General features: G+C 71.9%; 16 protein-coding genes. 7 read left to right on the top strand and 9 right to left on the bottom strand.

Annotated features, from left to right (window positions below; translation table 11 throughout):
- Positions 1-7: 7 nt before the first annotated feature.
- The gene (locus tag BLQ34_RS09935) at positions 8-859 is read right to left on the bottom strand and encodes a purine-nucleoside phosphorylase (RefSeq protein WP_231961014.1); all 852 of its coding nucleotides are present in this window, start codon (positions 857-859) and stop codon (positions 8-10) included.
- Positions 860-1,151: 292 nt separating this feature from the next.
- On the opposite strand from BLQ34_RS09935, the gene BLQ34_RS09930 reads away from it, so the two are divergent.
- Both BLQ34_RS09930 and BLQ34_RS09925 read left to right on the top strand, forming a co-directional pair.
- Positions 1,152-2,567, top strand: coding sequence for an NAD(P)H-quinone dehydrogenase (locus BLQ34_RS09930; protein ID WP_231961013.1), 1,416 nt, complete (start codon positions 1,152-1,154; stop codon positions 2,565-2,567).
- Positions 2,568-2,750: 183 nt separating this feature from the next.
- Positions 2,751-3,431 (top strand): antitoxin, encoded by a 681-nt coding sequence (locus BLQ34_RS09925; RefSeq protein WP_157692982.1) that lies wholly within the window; start codon positions 2,751-2,753, stop codon positions 3,429-3,431.
- A gap of 100 nt (positions 3,432-3,531) precedes the next feature.
- On the opposite strand, the gene BLQ34_RS09920 is transcribed toward BLQ34_RS09925, so the two are convergent.
- The gene (locus BLQ34_RS09920) at positions 3,532-5,325 is read right to left on the bottom strand and encodes an acetyl/propionyl/methylcrotonyl-CoA carboxylase subunit alpha (protein WP_091784739.1); all 1,794 of its coding nucleotides are present in this window, start codon (positions 5,323-5,325) and stop codon (positions 3,532-3,534) included.
- A 147-nt stretch (positions 5,326-5,472) separates the two neighbouring features.
- On the opposite strand from BLQ34_RS09920, the gene BLQ34_RS09915 reads away from it, so the two are divergent.
- Both BLQ34_RS09915 and kynA read left to right on the top strand, forming a co-directional pair.
- Positions 5,473-6,309 carry an aldo/keto reductase gene (locus BLQ34_RS09915; RefSeq protein WP_091784737.1) on the top strand — a complete coding sequence of 279 codons (837 nt, stop codon included), beginning with the start codon at positions 5,473-5,475 and terminating at the stop codon, positions 6,307-6,309.
- A 23-nt stretch (positions 6,310-6,332) separates the two neighbouring features.
- Positions 6,333-7,190: a tryptophan 2,3-dioxygenase gene (gene kynA, locus BLQ34_RS09910; protein ID WP_091784734.1), complete on the top strand. Its 858-nt coding sequence runs from the start codon at positions 6,333-6,335 to the stop codon at positions 7,188-7,190.
- A 54-nt stretch (positions 7,191-7,244) separates the two neighbouring features.
- Here kynA and BLQ34_RS09905 read toward each other — a convergent pair whose 3' ends face one another.
- Positions 7,245-8,612, bottom strand: a complete 1,368-nt coding sequence (locus tag BLQ34_RS09905; protein ID WP_091789754.1) for a glucose-6-phosphate dehydrogenase — start codon at positions 8,610-8,612, stop codon at positions 7,245-7,247.
- A 78-nt stretch (positions 8,613-8,690) separates the two neighbouring features.
- Here BLQ34_RS09905 and BLQ34_RS09900 point away from each other — a divergent pair, with 78 nt between their 5' ends.
- Positions 8,691-9,665 carry a PfkB family carbohydrate kinase gene (locus BLQ34_RS09900; RefSeq protein WP_091789751.1) on the top strand — a complete coding sequence of 325 codons (975 nt, stop codon included), beginning with the start codon at positions 8,691-8,693 and terminating at the stop codon, positions 9,663-9,665.
- On the opposite strand, the gene BLQ34_RS09895 is transcribed toward BLQ34_RS09900, so the two are convergent.
- From BLQ34_RS09895 to BLQ34_RS09885, 3 genes are all read right to left on the bottom strand, one after another.
- Positions 9,662-10,366: a M50 family metallopeptidase gene (locus BLQ34_RS09895; protein ID WP_091784731.1), complete on the bottom strand. Its 705-nt coding sequence runs from the start codon at positions 10,364-10,366 to the stop codon at positions 9,662-9,664. The two genes, BLQ34_RS09900 and BLQ34_RS09895, sit on opposite strands and share 4 nt — an antisense overlap.
- A 32-nt stretch (positions 10,367-10,398) precedes the next feature.
- Positions 10,399-11,388 carry an SDR family oxidoreductase gene (locus BLQ34_RS09890; RefSeq protein ID WP_091784728.1) on the bottom strand — a complete coding sequence of 330 codons (990 nt, stop codon included), beginning with the start codon at positions 11,386-11,388 and terminating at the stop codon, positions 10,399-10,401.
- Positions 11,389-11,452: 64 nt separating this feature from the next.
- Positions 11,453-11,854 (bottom strand): MerR family transcriptional regulator, encoded by a 402-nt coding sequence (locus tag BLQ34_RS09885; protein ID WP_091784725.1) that lies wholly within the window; start codon positions 11,852-11,854, stop codon positions 11,453-11,455.
- 100 nt (positions 11,855-11,954) lie between these two features.
- Between BLQ34_RS09885 and BLQ34_RS09880 the strand changes: the two genes are divergently transcribed.
- Entirely contained in the window at positions 11,955-13,136 is a 1,182-nt protein-coding gene (locus tag BLQ34_RS09880; RefSeq protein ID WP_091784722.1) for an acyl-CoA dehydrogenase family protein, read from the top strand.
- Positions 13,137-13,171: 35 nt separating this feature from the next.
- Positions 13,172-14,773 carry an acyl-CoA carboxylase subunit beta gene (locus BLQ34_RS09875; protein WP_407946358.1) on the top strand — a complete coding sequence of 534 codons (1,602 nt, stop codon included), beginning with the start codon at positions 13,172-13,174 and terminating at the stop codon, positions 14,771-14,773.
- A gap of 110 nt (positions 14,774-14,883) precedes the next feature.
- On the opposite strand, the gene BLQ34_RS09870 is transcribed toward BLQ34_RS09875, so the two are convergent.
- The 3 genes from BLQ34_RS09870 to BLQ34_RS09860 are packed head-to-tail and all read right to left on the bottom strand — an operon-like array spanning position 14,884 to position 19,255.
- A complete protein-coding gene (locus BLQ34_RS09870) occupies positions 14,884-15,549 on the bottom strand; it encodes a Maf family protein (RefSeq protein ID WP_091784717.1) in 666 nt (221 codons plus the stop codon).
- Positions 15,550-15,586: 37 nt separating this feature from the next.
- Positions 15,587-17,482 carry a Na+/H+ antiporter gene (locus BLQ34_RS09865; RefSeq protein ID WP_091784715.1) on the bottom strand — a complete coding sequence of 632 codons (1,896 nt, stop codon included), beginning with the start codon at positions 17,480-17,482 and terminating at the stop codon, positions 15,587-15,589.
- A 51-nt stretch (positions 17,483-17,533) separates the two neighbouring features.
- On the bottom strand, positions 17,534-19,255 hold the full coding sequence (locus BLQ34_RS09860) for a DUF885 domain-containing protein (protein WP_231961012.1): 1,722 nt from the start codon (positions 19,253-19,255) through the stop codon (positions 17,534-17,536).
- Between the last annotated feature and the right edge of the window lie 69 nt (positions 19,256-19,324).

The raw sequence follows: 19,324 nt of genomic DNA, 5'->3' as shown, positions 1-19,324 counted from the left end.
GTTGGCTTCAGATGGTGGCGACGACGGCGGCGAGGAGCTTCCCGCACCGCTCCGCGGCGGCCTGGCCGGCCTCGATGACCTCTTCGTGCGACAGCGGCTGGTCACTGATCCCCGCGGCGAGGTTGGTGACCAGGGAGATGCCGAGCACCTCCAGGCCGGCCTGTCGGGCCGCGATCGCCTCGAGCGTGGTCGACATCCCCACCAGGTCGCCGCCGAGCACCTTGGCCATCCGCACCTCGGCGGGGGTCTCGTAGTGGGGGCCGCGGAACTGCACGTAGACGCCCTCGTCGAGGTCGGGATCGACCCGACGGGCAGCCTCGCGCAGCCGGGGCGAGTAGAGGTCGGTGAGGTCGACGAAGTTGGCGCCCTCGATGGGGGAGGCGGCGGTGAGGTTGAGGTGGTCGCCTATCAGCACCGGGGTGCCGGGTCCCCACGCCGGGTTGAGGCCGCCGCACCCGTTGGTCAGGACGATGGTCTGGCACCCGGCGGCAGCGGCCGTGCGCACCGCGTGCACGACGGCTCGGACGCCCTTGCCCTCGTAGAAGTGCGTGCGGGTGCCGTAGACGAGGGCGCGGCGACCGGTGTCGGCGATCGCGACCGACCGCATGATGCCGCTGTGGCCGGCAACCGCGGCCTTGCCGAAGCCGGGGACGTCGGCGTTGTCGATGGTGGCGAGGGTCTCGCCGATGAGGTCGCCGGTCTGGCCCCAGCCGGAGCCGAGGACGAGGGCCACGTCGTGGCGGTCGGCGCCGCTGCGCTCGGCGATCACCGCGGCGGCGGCCTCGGCGACCGCGAACGGGTCGGTCGCCGGGTCGGACAGGTCGGGGACGCCCACGGACGGGCTGCTCTGCTCGCTCACGGCGAAAGACTATCCACCCTGCGTCGGCCCAGCGACGGCGTGACACCACCCGCTACGACAAGAAGTCGGGAAGCCAGTATCTCCGCAGCGTCAACACCGGGCACCGCTCGAGTCCCGGCTGGTCAGTCGGGTCGTACGGAGTGATCTCGGGAGCGGGCGCCGGGTGCCGGTGATACCCAGCAGCGCCTGCTGTCCGGCAGCGGGAGTTCCGCAGGCGGGCGGAGCTCCTGCTGCCTTCAGGTGATCGGGTGCCTGGCGCTTCCACCCCGGGGTGGGGTGGTTGGATGGTCGCGTGAACGCGCCCCAGTCCTCAGTGGTGATCCTCGGTGGTGGCCCCGGTGGCTACGAGGCCGCCCTGGTCGCCGCCCACCTGGGTGCGAAGGTCACCGTCGTCGACCGCGACGGGGTCGGTGGGGCCGCGGTGCTCACCGACTGCGTGCCGTCCAAGACGCTGATCTCGACCGCCGACTTCATGAGCCAGTTCGAGACGGCGTCCGACCTCGGCGTGCACCTCGAGGACCACGAGGGCGACGAGGTCTCCGACTCGGTCGCCGAGCTCACCGCGGTGAACCGGCGCATCCTGGCGCTCGCCGCCGCGCAGTCCCGCGACATCGGTGCCCGCCTGGCCGCCGACGGGGTCGAGGTGCTGGCCGGCACCGGTCGGCTGCTCGCGGGCTCGGGTCCCGGCTCCGTCGAGGCCACCCTCGCCGACGGCAGCACGCAGACGCTGGACGCCGACGTCGTCCTGATCGCCACGGGGGCGACCCCCCGCGTGGTGCCGACCGCGCAGCCTGACGGCGAGCGCATCCTCACCTGGCAGCAGATCTACTCGCTGGCCGAGCTGCCTGACCACCTGATCGTCGTCGGGTCCGGCGTCACCGGTGCCGAGCTGGCGCAGGCCTACCTCGGCCTCGGCTCGCGGGTCACCCTCGTCTCCTCGCGCGACCGGGTGCTCCCGGGTGAGGACGCCGACGCCGCCACCGTCATCGAGGACGTCTTCCGCAAGCGCGGCATGGACGTCCTCGGGCGCTCCCGGATGGCCTCCGTCGAGCGCACCGAGAGTGGCGTCGTGGTCCGGCTCGAGGACGGCCGTGAGGTCGAGGGGAGCCACGCGCTGCTGGCCGTGGGCTCCATACCGCAGACGTCCGGCATCGGGCTCGAGGACGTCGGTGTCGCCGTCAAGGACTCCGGACACGTCGTCGTCGACAAGGTCTCGCGCACGTCCGTGCGCGGTGTGTATGCCGCGGGCGACTGCACCGGGGTCCTGCCCCTCGCGTCCGTGGCCGCCATGCAGGGGCGGATCGCGATGGCGCACGCGCTCGGTGACGCCGTGGCACCCCTCAACCTGCGTGCGGTGTCGGCGAACATCTTCACCGACCCCGAGATCGCCACCGTGGGGTTCTCGCAGAAGGACCTCGACGAGGGCACCGTCGACGCCACCGCGGTGATGCTGCCGCTCGCGACGAACCCCCGCGCGAAGATGCAGGGGATCACCGACGGGTTCGTGAAGCTGTTCGCCCGCAAGGGCGGTGGCACGGTCGTCGGCGGTGTGGTCGTGGCGCCGCGGGCGTCCGAGCTGATCTACCCGGTGACCCTGGCGGTGCAGCACGGCCTGACCGTCGACCAGCTGGCCGGCACGTTCACGGTCTACCCGTCGCTGTCCGGCTCGGTGGCCGAAGCCGCCCGCCAGCTGCACCAGCGCGACTGACCCGCCACTCGCGCGCACCTCTGGCCACTGGTGCCGGGTGTGCGGCCGGATTCGGGCGCTGCACCCTTCATGGGTGGCCAGAAGTCGGGTCGTTGCGGGGGATTTCCCACCTCGTGGTGGGTAATGTCCACGCTGAGCGTGCGGCCTGCGCGCAGACCCGAGCTTCCCGACGGAAGGCGAATCATGGCTGGCTGGCTCGACAAGGCGAAGGACTTCATCAAGGGCAACCCGCAGCAGGCGGACTCGGCCCTCGACAAGGTCGAGGACGTGATCGACAAGCAGACCGGGGGCAAGTACTCCGACCAGATCGACCGGGGCGCCGACGCGCTGCGAGACCAGCTGGGGATCCCGCAGGACGAGCCTGCCCCGGCGCCCACGCCTGAGCCCGCCCCGGAGCCCGAGCCCGCCCCGGCACCCGAGCCCGCCCCGGCACCCGAGCCCGAGCCCGCCCCGGCACCCGAGCCCGCCCCGGCACCCGAGCCCGAGCCCGCCCCGGCACCCGATCCTGAGCCCGCGCCCGAGCCTGAGCCCGTCCCCGCCCCGGCGCCCGAGCCGGTGCCGGCGCCGGGCGACCCGATCCCGTCCGACCCGACCGCCGACCCGGTGCCCTCGGAGCCGGCGCCCGACCGGCCCAGCTGGGACGAGCCGGCCCCCACCACGCCCGAGCCCACTCCCGCTCCCAACCCGCTGCCGGGCACGAACGACCCGCAGCCGGGATCGAGCGACGGCCCGCTGACGCCGGGTGAGCCGCAGCAGCCGGGTCAGCCCGGGGGCCCGCTCGACCCGAGCCAGCGCCCCGAGCCGGGTGCCGAGGGGGAGTCCGGCGACGAGGGCACCAAGGAGCTGCCGCCCTTCGGTCGCTGAGCGACCGGTCGGTCGCGGCGACGCGACCACGCGGTACACGGCGGCGGCGCCGTCTCCCTGCTGGGAGGCGGCGCCGCCGTCCTGCGTGCAGTGGCCGGGGTCAGTCCTTGATCTCGGCGATGACCGCGCCGTTGGTGACCGTCTGGCCCACCTCGGCGACCAGGCTGCTGATCGTGCCGGCCTTGTGGGCGTTGATCGGCTGCTCCATCTTCATCGCCTCGAGGACGACGACGAGCTCGCCGGCGGCGACCTCCTGACCCTCCTCGACGGCGACCTTGACGATGGTGCCCTGCATGGGAGCGGTCAGCGAGTCACCCGAGGCGGCGGCGCCGGACTTGGCCCCACCCGAGCGGCGCGGGGCCTTCTTCTTCGCGGCGCTGCTCCCGCCGCCGAGAGACAGACCGCCGGGCAGCACGACCTCGAGCCGCTTGCCGCCGACCTCGACGACCACGCTCTGTCGCTCACCGGCCGCTTCCGGCGCCTCGGCGACCACGCCGGAGTAGGGCTCGATCTGGTTGTCGAACTCGGTCTCGATCCAGCGGGTGTGCACCGAGAACGGCTGGTCACCCTCGGGCGCGAAGGCCGGGTCGGACACGATCACGCGGTGGAACGGCAGCACCGTCGGCATGCCGTCGACGACGAACTCCGCCAGCGCCCGCCGCGACCGTTCGAGCGCCTGGTGCCGGTCGCGACCGGTGACGATGAGCTTGGCCAGCATCGAGTCGAAGGCGCCGCCGATGACGTCACCGGCGACGACGCCCGAGTCGAGCCGGACGCCCGGCCCGGACGGCGGCTCGAACACGGACACGACGCCGGGGGCGGGCAGGAAGCCGCGACCGGCGTCCTCGCCGTTGATCCGGAACTCGAACGAGTGCCCCACCGGAGCGGGGTCGTCGTAGCCAAGCGCCTCGCCGTTCGCGATGCGGAACTGCTCGCGGACCAGGTCGATGCCGGTGACCTCCTCGGTCACCGGGTGCTCGACCTGGAGCCGGGTGTTGACCTCGAGGAAGGAGATGGTCCCGTCCTGGCCGACCAGGAACTCGCAGGTGCCGGCGCCGGTGTACCCGGCCTCGGCCAGGATCGCCTTGGAGGCGCGGCGCAGCTCGGCGTTCTGCTCGTCGGACAGGAACGGCGCGGGCGCCTCCTCGACGAGCTTCTGGTGGCGGCGCTGCAGAGAGCAGTCACGGGTCGACACGACGACGACGTTGCCGTGGGTGTCGGCGAGGCACTGGGTCTCGACGTGCCGCGGCTGGTCGAGGTAGCGCTCGACGAAGCACTCGCCGCGGCCGAACGCGGCGACGGCCTCGCGGGTGGCGGAGTCGAACAGCTCGGGGATCTCCTCGATGGTGCGGGCCACCTTGAGCCCGCGGCCCCCGCCGCCGTAGGCCGCCTTGATCGCCACCGGGAGCCCGTGCTCCTTGGCGAACGCGACGATCTCGTCGGAGTCCTGCACCGGGTCGGGCGTGCCCGGCACCAGTGGAGCGTCGGCGCGCGCGGCGATGTGCCGGGCCTTGACCTTGTCGCCGAGGGAGTCGATGGCCTCGGGTGAGGGGCCGATCCAGGTCAGCCCCGCGTCGATGACGGCCTGGGCGAACGAGGCGTTCTCGGCGAGGAAGCCGTAGCCGGGGTGGACCGCGTCGGCGCCGGACTTGCGGGCGACATCGAGCAGCTTCTCCTGGACGAGGTAGGAGTCGCCGGGGGTGGTGCCGCCGAGGGCGTAGGCCTCGTCGGCGACCTTGACGTGCAGGGCGTCACGGTCCGGGTCGGCGTAGACGGCGACCGAGCCGATGCCGCTGTCGGCGCACGCGCGGGCGATCCGGACGGCGATCTCGCCCCGGTTGGCAATGAGGACCTTGGAGATCGGCTTCGTCGTCGTCTCGGAGTTGGGCGCCATGCGCCGGAGCCTAGCCCGTTTCCGCGACGGCACCCCCACCCACCCGGTGTGGCCTCGGTGACACCGGGCGGCGCCCCCGTCCCCACCCAGGACGGCCGGTGACGGCTCGTCAGGAAGCCGCCGCCGGGGCGGCATACAGTCGATCTCATGACCTCCGTCCCGAACCTCCAGCTCTCCACCGGCAGCGGCACCATCGACATCCCCCAGCTCGGGTTCGGTGTCTGGCAGGTGCCCGACGACGAGGTCGACGCGGCCGTCGCGACGGCCCTGGAGGTGGGCTACCGCAGCATCGACACCGCCCGCCTCTACGGCAACGAGGAGGGCGTCGGTCGGGCCATCGCGGCGTCCGACCTGGCCCGCGACGAGCTGTTCGTCACCACCAAGGTGTGGAACGACGACCACGGCTTCGACTCGACCCTCACTGCGTTCGACGCGTCCATGCAGCGGCTCGGGCTCGACGTCCTCGACCTGTTCCTCATCCACTGGCCGACCCCCGCCCGCGACAAGTACGTCGACACCTGGAAGGCGCTGCTCAAGCTGCGGGACGACGGGAGGGTGCGCGCCGTCGGGGTGTGCAACTTCGAGGTCGAGCACCTGCAGCGGCTCGGCGACGAGACCGGGGAGCTGCCCGCGATCAACCAGGTGGAGCTGCACCCCTACCTCCAGCAGGCCGAGCTGCGCGAGTTCCACGCGGCGCACGGCGTGCTGACCGAGGCGTGGAGCCCGCTGGCGTCCGGGGGCGACGTGCTCGACGACGACGTCATCCGCGGCATCGCCGACAAGCACGGCGTCACCCCGGCCCAGGCGATCCTGCGGTGGCACCTCGACGTCGGCAACGTGGTCATCCCCAAGTCGGTCACCCCCAGCCGGATCGCCGAGAACTTCGACGTCTTCGGCTTCCGCCTCGACGACGACGACCTCGCCGCCATCACGCCGCTGGACCGCGGAGCGCGCACCGGCCCTGACCCCGTGCAGTTCAACTGACCCACCCCCCTAGGGTGTGCGGCATGAGCGACGAGCAGGAGGCCCGGGCGGTCCGGCAGATCGAGGAGGGTGTCCAGCGCGACTTCTCCGCGGCGATGTCCTACGGCGACTACCTCGGGCTCGACCAGCTGTTGTCGGCGCAGCACCCGCGCAGCCAGCCGGAGCAGCATGACGAGCTGCTCTTCATCGTGCAGCACCAGACCTCGGAGCTGTGGCTCAAGCTGATGCTGCACGAGCTGCGTTCGGCCCGCTCGCTGCTGTCCTCCGACGAGCTCGCGCCGGCGCTGAAGAGACTCGCCCGGGTCAAGCGGATCCAGGAGATCCTCACCGAGCAGTGGTCGGTGCTCGCGACCCTGACGCCGAGCGAGTACGCCGAGATCCGCCCGTTCCTCGCGACCAGCTCGGGGTTCCAGTCCTGGCAGTACCGCGCCGTCGAGTTCCTGCTGGGCAACAAGAACGCCGACATGGTCAAGGTCCACGACCACGACGAGGCGGCCCGCTCGATGCTGGCGCAGCTGCTCGAGGAGCCGAGCCTCTACGACGAGTTCCTGCGCTACCTGTCGCGGCGCGGCTATGCCATCCCCGCCGAGGTGCTGGAGCGCGACCTCACCCAGCCCTACCGGGAGAACGCCGAGCTGGTGGACACCTTCGCCGCCGTCTATGCCAGCCCGGTCGAGCACTGGGGCGTCTACGAGACCTGTGAGGAGCTCGTCGACCTCGAGGACAACTTCCAGCAGTGGCGGTTCCGGCACCTGCAGGTGGTGACCCGCACGATCGGCCACAAGAAGGGCACCGGCGGCTCGTCGGGCGTCGACTTCCTGCGCCGGGCGCTCGACCTCACCTTCTTCCCCGAGCTCTACTCGGTCCGCACCCGCGTCTGACCCCAGTTGTGTGCCTGAGCGCGGTCCATGACGCGCGCTCAGGCACACAACTGGTCAGGGCGTGAGGCCGTCGGACCCGGCGGCATACTCCTCCAACGGAACTCGCCCATCGGCCCAGGCCTTGATGACCGGTGCCATCACCCGCCAGCACTCCTCCGCGGCATCACCACGCACGGTGAGCAGCTGGCTGCCGTCGAGGATCTGCGCGAGCACCTCGCCGTAGGGCTGCATCCGTGGTGCCGCCAGTGTGGCGGTGAGGGTCTTCTGCTCGAGGTCGATCGGGTCACCCTCGGCGTTCATCGTCAGCGTGAGAGACACGGCGCCGGGCTTGAGGTCGATGGTGAGGAGGTCGCCGTCCGAGCCGCCGACGAAGCCGGTGGGCAGGTGCGGCACGTCGCGGAAGTGCGCGACGATCTGCTTGCGCGGTGTGCCCAGCGCCTTGCCGCTGCGCAGGACGAACGGCACCCCCGCCCAGCGACTGTTCGCCACCTCGAGCGTCACCTCGGCCAGCGTCTCGGTGCAGCGCTTCGGGTCGACGCCCTCCTCCTGCACGTAGTCCGGCACCTTGCGACGGCCGATCGTGCCCGCGGTGTAGCGGGCGCGCCGCGACGAGCGCTTGGGCGACCCGCCCCAGACCCTGGTCGCGCGCAGCACCTGGGCCTTCTGGTCCTGGAGCTCCCGCGCGTCGAGGGCGGCGATCGACTCCATCGCGAACAGTGCGAGCACCTGCAGCAGGTGGCTCTGGAGCATGTCCTTGAGCGCCCCCGCCCCGTCGTAGTAGCCGGCCCGACCCTCCAGCGCGAGGTCCTCGTCGTAGACGATCTCGACCCGTTCGATGTGCTCGGCGCTCCAGACCGGGGCCAGCAGGCGGTTGGCGAACCGCAGGCCCACGAGGTTGAAAACCGTTGCAACACCGAGGAAGTGGTCGATCCGGAAGATGTCCTCCTCGGCGACCACCTTGTGCAGCAGCGTGTTGAAGTCGACCGCCGACTGGTGGTCGGTGCCGAACGGCTTCTCGAGCGCGAGCCGGGTCGTGTCGGGCAGGGCGACGTGCTGCAACAGCGCGCAGACCTTCATCGTCACCTGCGGTGGCAGTGCGAAGAAGATGACGAGGGGTCCGTCGCCACACCCCCCGACGAGGGCGCGCAGGGCCGCTTCGTCGAGCAGGTCCGTGCGGACGTATGCCGTGTGCCTCGTGATCGCCGACGTCACCCTGGCGGCCGGCTTGGCCGCAGCGAAGGAGTCCTTCACCCGCGCCTTCCAGTCGGCCGCCGAGATGTCGACGCGATCGGCACCCACGACACGGACCACCCGCTCCGGCTCGACCGCCAACAGGCTGGCCAGCCCCGGCAGCAGCAAGCGGTGGGTGAGGTCACCTCCGGCGCCGAGGATCAGCAGGGTCGTCGTGGGAGGGGTCGCCATGTCTCGCAGCATTGCACGGGCACCCGGGAGTCGCGCGTGGCGGGCGCGGCAGGTGGCCACGCGGCATACTCCGTCAGCATGACCACCCACGAGGCGGAGCCGCGCGGGCCGCGGATCATCCACACCGCGCAGGCACTCGTCGACGAGGTGGTCGAGGTCGATGCCCTGCCGGCCCGGGGAGGCAACGCGGTCGCGCGGTCCTACGCGCGGTATGCCGGGGGAGCCGTGAACATCCTCGTGGCAGCCGCGCGGTCGGGCGCCGACGCGGTCCTGGCGGGAGCCGTGGGCACCGGTCCGAACGGCGACCTGGTGCGGGCTGCGCTGGCCGTCGAGGGTGTGCACGTGAGCAGTCCGGCGGTGCCCGGTCTCGACACCGGGATCTGCTTCGTCATGGTCGAGCCGAGTGCCGAGCGGACCTTCGTCACGACCCAGGGAGCGGAGCGCCGGATCAGCGTCGAGTCGCTCCAGACCTCGGCGCCCTCGGCGGGCGACCTCGTGTGCGTGAGCGGGTTCTCGCTGGTCGGGCTGACCCGCGACCCGTTGGTGCAGTGGTTGGACGGCCTCGACCCCGACGTGGTGGTGGTGCTCGACCCGGGCGCAGCGTTCGCCGACCTCTCCGACGACCTGCGCGAGCGGGTGCTGGCGCGCACCCGTGTCTGGACCAGCAACGCCGACGAGGCGGCCGCGCTCACCGGACTGACCGATCCCGCGGCGGCGACCGTGGCGGTCGCGGGGCGGCTGGGCCCGGGAGCGGTGTCGATCGTGCGGGACGGGCCGAAGGGCTGTTGGGTCCTCGTGCAGGGCGAGGCGGGCGACTCGGGCAACCCGGGCGAGGCGGCCTACCTGCCGGGCTACCCGCAGGAGCCGGTCGACACCAACGGGGCGGGGGACACGCACACCGGGGTGCTGGTGGCCTGCCGCGCCGCGGGTGACGACTGGGAGACAGCCGCGCAACGGGCCAACGCCGCCGGTGCGATCAAGGTGACGCGCAAGGGGCCGGCCACTGCGCCGACCGCGGCCGAGATCGACGAGTTCCTGCGGTCTCGCAGCTAGCGCCAGCCGGCGGCGACCTCGACCGCGGCGAGCGCCGAGGCGGCCGCGCAGACGAGCACGAACGAGCCCGTCCACACCGCCCGAGGCAGCGGGGTCAGGGAGGCCAGCACGGCCGGGTCGCTCCCGCGGGTGCGGGACCCCATCACCGCGCCGAGGTGCCGCCAGGCCCCGACGAGCAGGACGATGCCGGTGGCGACCAGCACCTGGGCCTGCACCGAGTCGTCTCGCCACCACCACAGCGCGCCGGTCAGGGCGATCGCGACGAGCATGACCAGGGCGGTGAGCAGGGACCGGACCCGCACGAGGACGACGAGCCAGACCACCAGGACGACGGTGAGCACCGGGGCGGCCCAGCCGCGCCCGGCCGTCCAGACCAGGCCCGCGCCGACGACGGCGGGCGCCGGGTAGCCGGCCCAGGTGGTGACGACCCGGCCGGGGCCGCGCGCCGGGCCGACCGTGACCGCGTGCCCGGACATGTCGCCACGCAGGACGAACCCGGTGAAGCGTCGCCCCACGGCCAGCCCGACCAGGGCGTGCCCGAGCTCGTGCACCAGCGTCACGGCCAGGCGCAGGACCTGCCAGACGGGCGGGACCGTGAGCGCCAGGACCGCGGCGACCAGGGCGACCGTGAGGGCAGGGGCACCCAGCGCCACGTCGCCCGGGGCCGTGACGATCCGGGTGCGCAGCTCGTCCCAGTCCACGCCGGCGAACCTAGCCGACGCTCCTGTGCGGGTCAGACGCGGTGGGCCGCGATGAGCCGGTCGTGGAGCGCGTCGAGCCGCGCGTCGACGACCTTGCGGGCCGGGTCGGCGTCGTGCCACTCGACGATCTCGCGGGCGCCCTGGCGGAACGGCACGACGGCCTGCCACCCGGGCACCAGTGCCTTGATCTTGCTGTTGTCGAACAGCATGGTGTGCGCCTTGTCGCCGAGCAGGCTGGCGCCGAGCTCCTCGTCGGCAGCGGCGACCGCGTCGGACGGCACGTGCACCAACCTCGGCTCGACGCCGGCCGCCTCGGCGATGTCGGTGTAGATGCGGTTCCAGCTGGGAGCCTCGTCACCGGTGATGTGGAAGGCCTCGCCGATCGCCTCGCGCCGCCCGAGCAGGCCGACGAAGGCCCGCGCGAAGTCGGTGTGGTGGGTGATGGTCCACAGGGACGTGCCGTCGCCGTGCACGAGCACCTCCTTGCCCTGCCGCATCCGCTCGACGACGGTCCACCGGCCCCCGAACGGCGCAAGCGTGTGGTCGTAGGTGTGCGACGGGCGCACGATCGTCATCGGCAGGGCATCCTCGCGGTAGGCGCGCACGAGCAGGTCCTCGCACGCGATCTTGTCGCGGGAGTACTGCCAGAACGGGTTGCGCAGAGGGGTCGACTCGGTGACGGGGAGGCGCGAGGGCGGGGTCTGGTAGGCCGAGGCCGAGCTGATGAAGACGTACTGGCCGGTGCGGGCGCCGAGCTCGTCGAGCTGCTGCTGCACCTGGTCGGGCGTGAACGACAGGAAGTCCACCACGACGTCGAACTCGCGCCCGGCCAGGGCGTCCCGCACCGCGCCTGCGTCGCGGACGTCCGCCACCAGCGCCTCGGCGTCCGGGTGCGGCGGGTGGGTGGTGCTGGTGCCACGGTTGAGGATGGTGACGTCGAGCCCCCGCTCGACCGACTCGGCCACGCAGGCCGAGCTGATCACGCCGGTGCCACCGATGAAGAGCACGCTCTGGCTGGCCATGCCGCGAGCCTAGGTCCCCGCGGGGCTCGCGGGGAGGGGAGCGGTCAGGACCGAGCGGGGCGCCTCAGGAGAGCCGGGCGAGGTCGGCCCGGCAACGGCGCTCGAACTCGGCGAGCTCGGTGATGGCGTCCTCGAGGTCGCGGCGCCGCTGCTCGAGGTCGGTCCGGCGCTCGTCGATCTGTCCCAGCACGTACTCGAGCTGGCTGGCGCGTCCGCGGGGCCGGTCGTAGAGGTCGATGATCGTGCGGATCTCCTCGAGCGGGAAGCCCAGCCGCTTGCCGCGCAGGATCAGCGCCAGCCGGGTCCGGTCCCGGCGGTGGTAGACGCGCGTCGTGCCGCGTCGCTCCGGGGTGATCAGCCCGAGGTCCTCGTAGTGCCGCACCGTGCGGTGCGTGACGGCGAACTCGTCCGCGATCTCCCGGATCGTCCAGGTCCGATCGAGGTCGGTGGCTACGGGGGTTGGCATACCCGCGAGTATTGCTTTACGTTTACGTCAACGTCAAGCACCACAACCCTGTATGCCGCGTGGCCGGGCGACCCTCGGAGCGCACCACCAAGGAGAAGCGATGTTCGAGCTGAGCGAGGAGCACGAGGACTTCCGGAAGGTCGTCCGGGAGTTCGCCGAGGCGGAGGTCGCCCCGCACATCGCCAAGTGGGACAAGGACCACCACTTCCCGACCGACCTGGTGCCCAAGATGGGTGACCTCGGGCTGTTCGGGCTGGTCGTGCCGGAGGAGTTCGGCGGCATGGGCGACGACGGCGACTTCACCTCGCTCTGCGTCGCGATCGAGGAGCTCGGTCGGGTCGACCAGTCGATCGGCATCACGCTCTCGGCGGGTGTCGGCCTGGGCATCAACCCGATCCTCACGTACGGCTCACAGGAGCAGAAGGAGCGCTTCCTGCCCGACCTGGTGGCCGGTCGCGCCCTGGCCGGTTTCGGGCTGACCGAGCCCGACGCCGGTTCCGACGCCGGCGCCACCCGCACCAAGGCGGTCCGCGAGGGTGACGAGTGGGTCGTCAACGGCGCCAAGGCGTTCATCACCAACTCCGGCACCGACATCACCTCGGTGGTCACGGTCACCGCCCGCACCGGCACGAACGACGACGGGTCCGCCCAGCTCAGCGCGATCATGATCCCTTCCGGCACACCGGGATTCACCGTCGAGCCGGCCTACGACAAGCTCGGTTGGCACGCCTCCGACACCCACGGCCTGACCTTCGAGAACGTCCACGTCCCCGCCGACCACCTGCTCGGCAAGGAGGGCGAGGGCTTCAAGCAGTTCCTCAAGACCCTCGACGACGGTCGCATCGCGATCTCCGCGCTCGCCGTCGGCATGAGCCAGCGGATGCTCGAGGAGACCACCGAGTACGCCAAGACCCGCAAGGCGTTCGGCAAGCCGATCGGCGTCAACCAGGGCGTGTCGTTCCAGATCGCCGACCTCGCGGTCATGGTCGAGGCCTCGCGCCAGCTGACCTACAAGGCGGCGTGGCTCAAGGACGAGCTCGAGCACGGCCGTCGCTCGGTCCAGGAGGTCAAGCAGGCCGCCGCGATCTGCAAGCTCTACTCGACCGAGGCGGCGGTGACCGCGACCCGCATCGCCACCCAGGTCTTCGGGGGCAACGGGTTCATGGAGGAGTACCCCGTGGCCCGCTTCTACCGCGACGCCAAGATCCTCGAGATCGGCGAGGGCACCTCCGAGGTGCAGCGCATGGTCATCGCCCGACACCTCGGCCTGCCCACCGCATGAGTGCCGAGCCCACCGACGTGCGAGAGGGTGTCGGGGTGACCACCACTGCACCGGACCAGCCCGAGCCCAGCCCCTTCGCGGTCGGCGCCGACGGCGGCACCGACCCCAAGGTGACGGACGTCCGCGAGCGGCTCGCGACGGCATACCGGGCCTCGGCCTCGGCGCCCGAGAAGGCGCAGGCGAAGCTCGACGACCAGGGCAAGCTCTATGTGCGTGAGCGCATCGCGCTGCTGTTCGACGAGGGGAGCTTCGTCGAGGACGGCCGCTACGCCAACGCGATGGCCACCGGGCTGCCGGCGGACGGTGTCGTCACCGGCCGCGGCACGGTCGACGGCCGGCCCGCGGTCGTCATCGCCAACGACCCCACCGTCAAGGCGGGGTCGTGGGGGTCGCGCACCGTCGAGAAGATCGTCCGGGCCACCGAGCTCGCGCTGCGCGAGGAGCTGCCGGTCTTCTGGTTCGTCGACTCCGCAGGTGCGCGGATCACCGACCAGGTCGAGATGTTCCCCGGGCGTCGCGGCGCGGGCCGGATCTTCCACAACCAGGTCGCGCTGTCCGGCAAGGTGCCGCAGATCTGCTGCCTGTTCGGTCCGAGCGCCGCGGGTGGCGCCTACATCCCGTCGTTCACCGACCTGATCATCATGGTCGAGGGCAACGCGTCGATGTACCTCGGCAGCCCGCGCATGGCGGAGATGGTGGTGGGGGAGAAGGTCTCGCTCGAGGACATGGGCGGCGCGCGGATGCACTGCACCGTGTCCGGGGTCGGCGACCTGCTCGTCTCCGACGACGCCGAGGCCATCGAGATGGCCCGGCTCTACTTCTCCTACCTGCCGACCTCGTGGCGCTCCGAGCTGCCGAGCTACGCGCCCGAGGAGCCGTCCACCCCGCTGACCCGGCACACCGTGCCCGAGCGGGAGAGCCAGCCGTTCGACATCCACGAGGTCATCGACGGGCTCGTCGACGACGAGTCGTTCTTCGAGATCAAGCCCCTCTTCGCGCCCGAGCTGGTGATCGGCTTCGGCCGGATGTCGGGTGAGACGGTCGGCATCGTCGCGAACAACTCCGCGGTCAAGGGCGGCGTGCTCTTCACGGACAGCGCCGACAAGGCCGCGCGGTTCATCTGGCTGTGCGACGCCTACTCGATCCCGCTGGTCTACCTCGCCGACGTGCCGGGCTTCATGATCGGCTCCGAGGTCGAGCGCGGCGGCATCATCCGGCACGGCGCCAAGATGGTCTCGGCCGTGTCGTCCGCGACGGTGCCGCAGTTCTGCGTGATCGTCCGCAAGGCGTATGGCGCCGGGCTCTATGCGATGGGCGGCCCCGGTTTCGGGCCGGACGCCACGATCGCCCTGCCGACCGCGCGGATCGCGGTGATGGGACCGGAGGCGGCCGTCAACGCGGTCTACGCCAACAAGATCGCCGCCATCGACGACCCGGCCGAGCGGGAGCAGTTCGTCCAGGACATGCGGCGCGAGTACGAGGAGGACGTCGACCTCGAGCGGCTCGCCGCCGACCTCGTCCTCGACCAGGTCATCGAGGCCGACGCGCTGCGCGCGGAGCTGTTGCTCCGGCTGCGCTACGCCAAGGCGCGCGAGCGGCACTTCGCGACCAAGCGCCGCGACATCCCGCCGGTCTGACTCCGAGCACGCCGCGGAGCTGCGACGTGCAGTGGCCGCCGACGGGTTGCGCCCCTCAGCGCAGCCGGCGCGGCCTCGGGTCCGCTCAGCACGTCGGTGCGCCGCGTGGGTCAGGTGTCGCGGCGCCCCTGCGCGCCCCGGTGCGCCGACGTGCGCAGGTCGTGCCAGGCCAGCCCGAGCTCCGAGAGCAGCTCGCGCAGCAGGGGGAGTGACAGGCCGACGACGTTGCTGGGGTCGCCCTCGATGCCGGTGACGAACGGACCACCCAGCCCGTCGAGGGTGAACGCGCCCGCCACCCGCAGCGGCTCGCCGGTCGCGACGTAGGCCTCGATCTCGTCGTCGGTCAGCTTGGCGAAGTGCACCGTCGTCGACGCGGTCGCGCCGAGGGTGGCGCCGGTGCCGCCATCGGCCTCGGCCCGGGTGTCGACCACCCAGTGCCCGGTGTGCAGCACGCCGGAGCGGCCCCGCATCCGGCTCCACCGCGAGATCGCCTCGGCTGCGGACGACGGCTTGCCGTGGATCTGCCCGTCGAGGTCGAGGACCGAGTCGCAGCCGATCACCACGGCGTCGTCGATCTGGTCGGCGACGTCCTCGGCCTTGGCCCGCGCGAGCACCAGTGCGACGTCCTCGGCGACCAGCTCGCCATACGTCTCCTGGGCGGCCGCGGTCACGGCCGGCTCGTCCACCGAGCTGACGACGATGCTGGGCTCGAGACCGGCGGCGACGAGCAGCTTGCGACGGGCGGGGGAGGCGGAGGCGAGGACGAGGTGGGTCACGAGGCGAGGCTACCGACCCCGGCACCCCGGGGGCGGCTCAGCCGAGCTGCTCGTCGACGAAGCACCAGCGCCACGACTCGCCCGGCTCGAAGCTGCGCATCACCGGGTGGCGGTCCTCGCGGAAGTGCGCGGACGCGTGCTTCTGCGGCGAGGAGTCGCAGCACCCCACGTGCCCGCAGTCGAGGCAGAGCCGCAGGTGCACCCAGGTGGTGCCGTCGCGCAGGCACTCCTCACAACCGTGCGGACTGGTCGGGGCGACGAACCGGTCGTGGTGCGACGCCAGGTGCTCGCACTCGTCCTCGGCCCGCTCGGGCGGCAGCAAGGGGTCCTCGCGGAGCTCGTCGGAGCGCTCCTCGATGCGGTCGAGCATCGACTCCTCGATGTCGAGCTGGGCGAAGACGTGGCCCAGGACCTCCTGGTCGACGGTGCCGGCGTCGCGGATCCGCAACAGCTCGGTGCGCTCCGCGTCGAGCATGATCATCCGCACCCGACGGTAGGTCGCGCTCGGCGTCTCCACCGCGTCGGCCCGACCCTGCCCGAGCCGCTCCCAGACGATGTTGGTGCGGTTCTCGGCGCGGCTTCGCAGCGTCTCGATGATCTCGCCGTCGACGTCGTCGTGCTCTTCCAGGGCCTTGAGCCCGGCGGCCACGGACGACTGCAGGATGGTCGCCTCCTGGAGGGCGTCCTCGCGGGGGTCGGGACCCCGCACGCCGAGGGTCTTGGCCAGCCAGGGGAGGGACAGGCCCTGCAGGAGGAGGGTGGCGACCGTGACGGCCATGGCTGCGAGGACCAGGGTCGAGCGCTGCGGGGTCTCGGCCGGCAGTGCGAAGGCGGCGGCGAGGGTGACGACGCCGCGCATGCCGGCCCACGAGATGACCGCGGCAGCCTTGGGGTGGAACTTGCCCTCACCCTCCATGAACCGGTGCTGCACCCACTTGAACGGGAAGACCCAGATCGGCCGCAGGATGATCACGGTCGCGAGCACGGCCAGGCAGGTGGCCACGATCGTGCCCCAGCCGGGGCCGGTCTCGCTGGCGTCGGAGACGAGTCGCCGCATCTGCAGGCCGAGCATGAGGAACACGACGTTCTCGAGGATGAACTGGATGGTGCTCCAGTTGATCCGCTCGCTGACCCGCGACGAGGCGTTCTGCACGATCGGCGACTTGTGCCCGAGCAGCAGCCCGGCCACGACGACGGCCAGCACCCCCGACCCGTGCAGCTTCTCGGCGGGCAGGTAGGCCAGGTAGGGCACGATGAACGAGATCGAGGTGTCGATCGCCGACTCGGTGACCTTGCGCCGCACGTAGGCGATGACCAGGCCGACGACGACCCCGAAGCCCACCCCGAGCACGACGGCGCGGGTGAAGTCGAGGGCGACCGATCCCAGGGTCACCTTGTCGGTGTGCCCGCCGACCGCGGCCGCCGCCAGGGGGAAGGCGGCGATGGCGGTGCGCAGGGAAACCAGGGCAGTGGCGTCGTTGACCAGCGACTCGCCCTCGAGGATCGTCACGATCCGCCGTGGCAGGCCGATCCGGCGGGCGACGGCGGTGGCGGCCACGGCATCCGGGGGTGCGACTATCGCGCCCAGGGCGAAGGCGACCGCGAAGGGCACGCCCAGGATCCAGTAGCTGACCAGCCCGACGCCCGCTGCGGTGAACAGCACCAGTCCCACCGACAGGCCGAGGATCGGGAACAGGTTGGCCCGGAAGTCGACCAGCGACGTGCGGATCGCCGCGGCATACAACAACGGTGGCAGGAGACCGACGAGGACGACCTCCGAGCTCAGCTCGGGGTTGTCGAACCAGGGCACGTAGCTGGCCGCCACCCCCACGACGAGCAACGCCAACGGTGCGGCCACCCGCAACCGCTGCGCGAATCCCGCGACGACGATGACGGTCCCGATGATGGCGACGATCGCGCCGGCTGTTCCCACGCACCCATCCTGTCAGGCTGGGGCCGACCCAGGACGACCCGTCTCGTCAGGTCAGGCGACGTCGCCGGACAGCTCGCCCAGCACGGCGGCCCGCAGGGTGTCGAGGCCGACCCCGCCGATGTCGAGGGAGCGGCGGTGGAAGTCCTTGAGCGAGAAGGTCGCTCCCTCGCGCTCGGCCACCTGGTCGCGCAGCTGCATCCAGAGTCGCTCGCCGATCTTGTAGGACGGCGCCTGCCCGGGCCAACCGAGGTAGCGGTCGAGCTCGAAGCGCAGCCACGCCTCGTCCTGGTTGGCGTGGGAGGTGAGGTACTGCCACGCCTTGTCGTAGGTCCACGGGCCGCCACCCACCTCGGCCGGCGCCTCGAACCCGCAGTGCACGCCGATGTCGATGACCACGCGGGCGGCCCGCAGGGACTGGCTGTCGAGCAGGCCCATCTTGTTGCCGGGGTCGTCCATGTAGCCGAGCTCGTCCATGAGCCGCTCGGCGTAGAGGGCCCAGCCCTCACCCTGGCCCGAGGTCCAGGCGACCATGCGACGCCAGTTGTTGAGCTGGTCCGACCGGAACACGGTCTGGGCGATCTGGAGGTGATGGCCCGGCACGCCCTCGTGGTAGACGGTGGTGAGCTCCTTCCAGGTGCCGAACTCGGTGACGCCCTTGGGGACCGCCCACCACATCCGACCCGGGCGGGAGAAGTCCTCCGAGGGAGGCGTGTAGTAGATGCCGCCGGTCTGCGTGGGGGCGATCAGGCACTCGATGGTGCGCACGGGGTCGGGGATGTCGAAGTGGGTGTCGGCCAGCTCTGCGATCGCCTCGTCGGCCCGCTCCTGCATCCACGCCTTGAGCTCGTCGGTGCCGTGCAGCTGGTAGGCCGGGTCGGCGTTGAGGGCGGCGATCGCCTCCTGCACCGTGCTGCCGGGCTTGATCTGGTCGGCGACCGCCTCCATCTCGGCGGTGATGCGGGCGACCTCCTCCTGGCCCCAGGCATAGGTCTCGGCGAGGTCGACCTCGGCCCCCAGGAAGGCCCGGGACAGCAGCGCGTAGCGCTCGGCTCCACAGGCGTCCTCCACGGGAGCGTCGTCGAGCAGGTGCTCCCTGAGCCAGCCGCCCAGCTCGGCGTAGGCGGAGCGGGCTCCCTCTGCCGCCGCCGTCAGGGTCTCCCTGGTGGCGTCCGCGAGCTCACCCGGACCGCCATCGGCGGCGAGCCGGGCCTCGGCGACCAGCGTCGCGAAGTAGCCGTCGTCGGTGACGAGGTCGGCGCACTGCGCGATGCAGGCCTCGACCTGGCGCCGCGGCGCGATGTTGCCCTTGGCCGACGCTGACAGCAGGCTGACCTTCCACCCGGCGAGCGCGTCCGGCACGCGCTCGAGCCGGCGGCTGAGGGTGCCCCAGTCCTCGTCGGTGGCCGTGGGCATCAGGTCGAAGCAGCCGCGGATCGACTGCAACGGCGACGCGATGACGTTGAGGGCCATCTCGTCGAGTCCCGCGCGGTGGGTCTCGTCCTCCAGCCCGAGGCGCTCGCGCATCGCCGCGAGGGTGACCCGGTCGATGTCGTCGACAGGGGTGGCCCGGTCCAGTGCGGCCAGGGTCTCGGCCCGCAGCTCGGCGTGCGCCTCGTGGCCGGCGGGCGAGAAGTCGTCGAGCTCCTCGTCGTGGCCGGGGATGCCGAAGTAGGTGGCGGCGATGGGGCTGAGCTCGGCGAGCTTGGTGAGGTAGTCGTCGGCGATCCGGTCGATGTCGGTCGCGGGTCGGACGGCGCTGGTCTCGGTGCTCACGGTGGCGAAGGTACCCCAGCGCCCTGACGACGGCTCGCCCGGTGACGGCTGACGACGGCTCGCCCGGTG

The sequence above is a fragment of the Pedococcus dokdonensis genome (genome assembly GCF_900104525.1).
Classification (GTDB): domain Bacteria; phylum Actinomycetota; class Actinomycetes; order Actinomycetales; family Dermatophilaceae; genus Pedococcus; species Pedococcus dokdonensis.
This window is presented reverse-complemented; position numbering and strand designations above follow the sequence as displayed.